Below are 4,053 nucleotides of genomic sequence, written 5' to 3'. Positions count from 1 at the left end.
GCCCGGATAATGTCCAGCGCCTGCTTGACGAGATTTGGAGGCGTCCGGTTATTGCTCGGACGACCGTAGCGCCGGGAGGCAAGGCCGGCAGCGCCTTCGGCTTGAACACGCCGTACCAGACGCCGAACTTGGCGAACGGTCTGGTCCAGCCGTTCGGCTGCTGGTCCAGGTTTGAGAGTACCATCCACCACCGCCTGGATGACCGCTCCTACAGCGATTATTCGCATAATTTGTATTATGTAAAATAAAGGAAGGCGTTAACAGAGCAGCAAGTACACTTTGATTCGCGCAATCTGGGTCTCACATTGTGCAACTAGTTTGGGAATTTTCTTCACCACCGTCATCGCTTCCGCGTCCACCGCCAGTTTTTCGATAAATAGGTTCACTTTTGCGTTGCTTCGAGCTTGAACCGCCTGATCCGTGAGCGTGCGACGTAGGCGGCCGGCTTGTGGGACCGCTGGCGGAGGCTCGGCTAAGAAAAAAGGCCGGGCGGCAGCACTGCCTCGGCCAATTCCCGCTGTTGTCAACGTGCCCCCTTACCCCGGGTTGCTGAATCGCCGGGCTGCTGCCCAGCCCAGTTCTGCCAGTGCGTGCGCCTGCGAACCGACACGCGCCGCCTCGGCACTGGCGGCGGTGCCGTCCTCGGCACGCTTGGCAATGCCTTGCAGGATAGCCGCCAGCCGGAACAGGTTATACGCGATGTAATACTCCCAGTTTTCAATCCTGGCGCGGCCGACGCGCTCGCAGTACATCGCTGTGTACGCCTGCTCGGACGGAATGCCGAGAGACGGCAGATCCAGGCCGGCAATGCCGCGGAACTGGTGCGGCGCGATCCGGTAGCCAAGGCAGTGGTACGAGAAATCTGCAAGGGGATGGCCGAGCGTGGCAAGCTCCCAGTCGAGCACGGCGACCACGCGCGGCTCGGTGGGATGAAACACCAGGTTGTCGAGACGGAAGTCGCCGTGGACGATGCATGTTTCATCACCCTCCGGAATGTTCTCGGGCAGCCATGCAATGAGCTCTTCCATCGCCGGCATCGCCTGGGTCTCCGATGCGCGGTATTGCCGCGTCCAGCGCGAAATCTGCCGGCCGAAGTAGTTGCCGGCCTTCCCGAAATCGGCCAGGCCGGCCGCAACAGGATCGATGCCGTGAAGTGCGGCCATGACCCGGTTCATCTCGCCGTAGATCGCTGCGCGTTCCGGCGTCGGCAGCGCGGGCAGTGCCTGGTCCCAGAAGATGCGGCCGGGCACAAACGCCATCAGGTAAAAGTGGCGGCCGATAATCGTCTCGTCGTCGCAGTACACGTACGTCTCGGGCACCGGAATCCCGGCCCTTCCGAGCGCGTCGATCACCCGGTATTCACGGTCGATCGCGTGCGCCGACGACAGCAGGTCCGCCGCCGGCGCGGGCTTTGTCCGCAGCACGTAGTCCCCGGTTGCGGTGCTCAGCCTGTAGGTCGGGTTCGACTGTCCGCCTTCAAATTTGCTCAGTTCCCGTATCGCATCGAAGCCACGGACGCGGGCGGACAGATACGCGTTCAGACGCGTCAGCGCGGTCGCGCCAAATGCTTCCATCGTGTGGTGTGCATGCATGCCGTAATCGTCCCCGATCCTAGTTCCGCACCGGCTCGGCGGAAAACCTGAAATCCTTGAACTGTTTGCGGATCTCGCTTTTCAATACTTTTCCGGTCGCACCGATCGGCAATGCATCGACGAACACGATGTCATCCGGGAGCCACCATTTCGCGACTTTTCCTTCGTAGAAAGCCAACAGACTTTCTTTGTCGAGTGCCGTGCCGGCCCGCTTCTCGACCACCAGCAGCGGCCGCTCATCCCATTTCGGGTGATAGACGCCGATGCACGCCGCCTGCTGGACAGCGGGGTGGGCCATTGCGATGTTTTCCAGGTCAATCGAACCGATCCACTCCCCGCCCGACTTGATCACGTCCTTGCTTCTATCTGCGATTTGCATGTAACCGTCGCTGTCGAGGGTGACGACGTCGCCGGTCGGAAACCAGCCATCCTGCTGCATCTCGCCGCCTTCGCCCTTGAAATAGCCGTTGAGCACCCACGGGCCTTTGACCAGCAGGTTGCCGCGTGTTTTCCCATCCCACGGCAGATCCTCGCCGCGGTCGCCGACGATCTTCATTCGTATTCCGAAGATCGCCTGGCCTTGCTTTTCCCGCAATCGCTGCTGCTTGTCATGCTCCAGCGGATCGTGCCGCCGATGCAGCGCGCACACCGCGCCCACCGGGGACATCTCCGTCATTCCCCATGCATGGATCACGTCGACACCGTGACGCTCGCGGTAGGCCTTCATCAGCGCCGGCGGACAGGCCGAGCCGCCGATGACGATCCGTTTGAACGTACTGAAGCGCGCGCCGAGCTTGTCCACATGGTCCAGGACGCCGAGCCACACCGTCGGCACGCCGGCGGCGAACGTCACGCCTTCGTCCTCGATCAGCTCGAACAATGCATTCCCGTTCAGCAGAGGTCCGGGCAATACCAGCTTGGCGCCTGCCATCGGCGCTGAGTACGGAAGCCCCCAGGCGTTGACGTGAAACATGGGCACCACCGGCATGACAACCTCGCGCGAAGAAAGGCCGAACGCGTTGGGCTGCACCGTCGCATACGAGTGCAGCAGCGTTGAGCGATGCGAGTACAGCGCCCCTTTCGGGTTTCCGGTCGTCCCCGACGTGTAACAGAGACTTGATGCCGCGGTTTCATTCAATGCCGGCCACGCGTAATCGTCGGAATGCTGATCGAGCAGCGCTTCATAGCAGAGGAGATTCGGAAGCGTTGTCGTTGCCGGCATGTGCTCGCCGCCGCACAGCATCACGAAGCCTTTGACGTCCTTGCAGCGGGGCGCGATCGACTCTACCAGGGACAGAAAGGTGATGTCGAAGAACAGGTACTGGTCTTCGGCGTGATTGATGATGTAGGCGATCTGGTCGGCGTGCAGGCGCGGGTTGATGGTATGCATGACCGATCCGGAGCCGGAAATGGCGTAGTACAGCTCGAGGTGCCGGTAGCCGTTCCAAGCGAGCGTACCGATCCGCTCGCCCGCATGTACCCCGAGCGCGGCAAGCGCGTTGGCCATCTTGCGTGCCCGCTTGTGGCAGTCGCGATAGGTGTAGCGATGGATGTCGCCCTCCACCCGGCGCGATATGATCTCCGTATCCTGGTGGTAGCGATCGGCGTACTGGATGATCGACGAGATGAGCAGCGGATCGGCCATCATTTGTCCCTCTACGGGGCTCAACGAAAACTGGAACATCTGGTTCTCCTGGACTGTCGTTGGAATAGAGGATTTCCCATGAACGATGCGGGCGGCAATGGCACGAGCGCGTGGCACGGCTCCGGTGTTGCCGGAGCCTGTTTCCTTGGTTACCCGCAACCTTCGGATGGCGTTGACCGGCAGACGGTGCCCGGCTTCGACCACCCCACTTCGCGCTGAATGTCGCTGATCCCGGGCAGCGGGCTGCGGACTCTGTGCCGGCTCAGGATCCACTCGCGCACGTCTTCTTTTGTCGGTTGCGCAAACCGGTTCATTTCGCTGGCCACACCGGCACCTCAGGCCGGCACACCCGTCCTGGCTGCTTGCCCGGGGGCGGCCCCCTGCTTCGCGTCCGCGGTAAAGCGCCGCACGACGTTGCGCAACAGCTGCGAGATGTTGTTCTCGTAATTGTTGTTCGAAAGGCTGCCGCAGAACGTGATGGAGCCGACAGAAAAAACAGCCCCCCCGCCCGGGGTGTCGAAGTAAGTCATGTCCGCCCGTATCAGGTCGGCAGAGCCGCCGCCGCCGATGTGCGGAAGCGTGGACAAGACTTCTTCCGGTGTGACCCCGAAATGCGCCTGGTGCTTTTCGGAACGGGCGACAACGACAGCGTTCGCCGGTGTGCCTAGTTCCGTATCTGCGCGATCGAGTTCGAAGCCGGCTGCGCCGCCGCCGGAAAGTCCGAAATCGCCGAGCAGTTCGTCCTGTATCCCTTCGAACATCCACGCCAGTTCGGGCCGGTATGACTCGGGGCGGCGGCGGTAATACGTTCCCTCG

General features: G+C 61.9%; 4 protein-coding genes. All 4 read right to left on the bottom strand.

The window, feature by feature from the left end; translation table 11 throughout:
• Window positions 1–227: helix-turn-helix domain-containing protein (locus VFF99_RS18000; protein ID WP_325020301.1), on the bottom strand; the 227-nt coding region annotated here is incomplete at its 3' end.
• A gap of 309 nt (window positions 228–536) precedes the next feature.
• Window positions 537–1,592: a phosphotransferase gene (locus VFF99_RS17995; RefSeq protein ID WP_325020300.1), complete on the bottom strand. Its 1,056-nt coding sequence runs from the start codon at window positions 1,590–1,592 to the stop codon at window positions 537–539.
• A gap of 19 nt (window positions 1,593–1,611) precedes the next feature.
• The gene (locus VFF99_RS17990; RefSeq protein WP_325020302.1) at window positions 1,612–3,276 is read right to left on the bottom strand and encodes a 3-(methylthio)propionyl-CoA ligase; all 1,665 of its coding nucleotides are present in this window, start codon (window positions 3,274–3,276) and stop codon (window positions 1,612–1,614) included.
• 296 nt (window positions 3,277–3,572) lie between these two features.
• A partial coding sequence (locus VFF99_RS17985; protein WP_325020299.1) for a N,N-dimethylformamidase beta subunit family domain-containing protein occupies window positions 3,573–4,053 on the bottom strand: 481 nt, incomplete at its 5' end.

This window comes from Noviherbaspirillum sp., assembly GCF_035654295.1.
In the GTDB taxonomy this organism is placed as follows: domain Bacteria; phylum Pseudomonadota; class Gammaproteobacteria; order Burkholderiales; family Burkholderiaceae_D; genus Noviherbaspirillum.
This window is presented reverse-complemented; position numbering and strand designations above follow the sequence as displayed.

Excerpts from the sequence above, each read along its gene's own strand:
- VFF99_RS17995 (WP_325020300.1), bottom strand. The coding sequence starts at position 1,592 with ATGCATGCACACCACACGATGGAAGCATTTGGCGCGACCGCGCTGACG.
- VFF99_RS17990 (WP_325020302.1), bottom strand. The coding sequence starts at position 3,276 with ATGTTCCAGTTTTCGTTGAGCCCCGTAGAGGGACAAATGATGGCCGAT.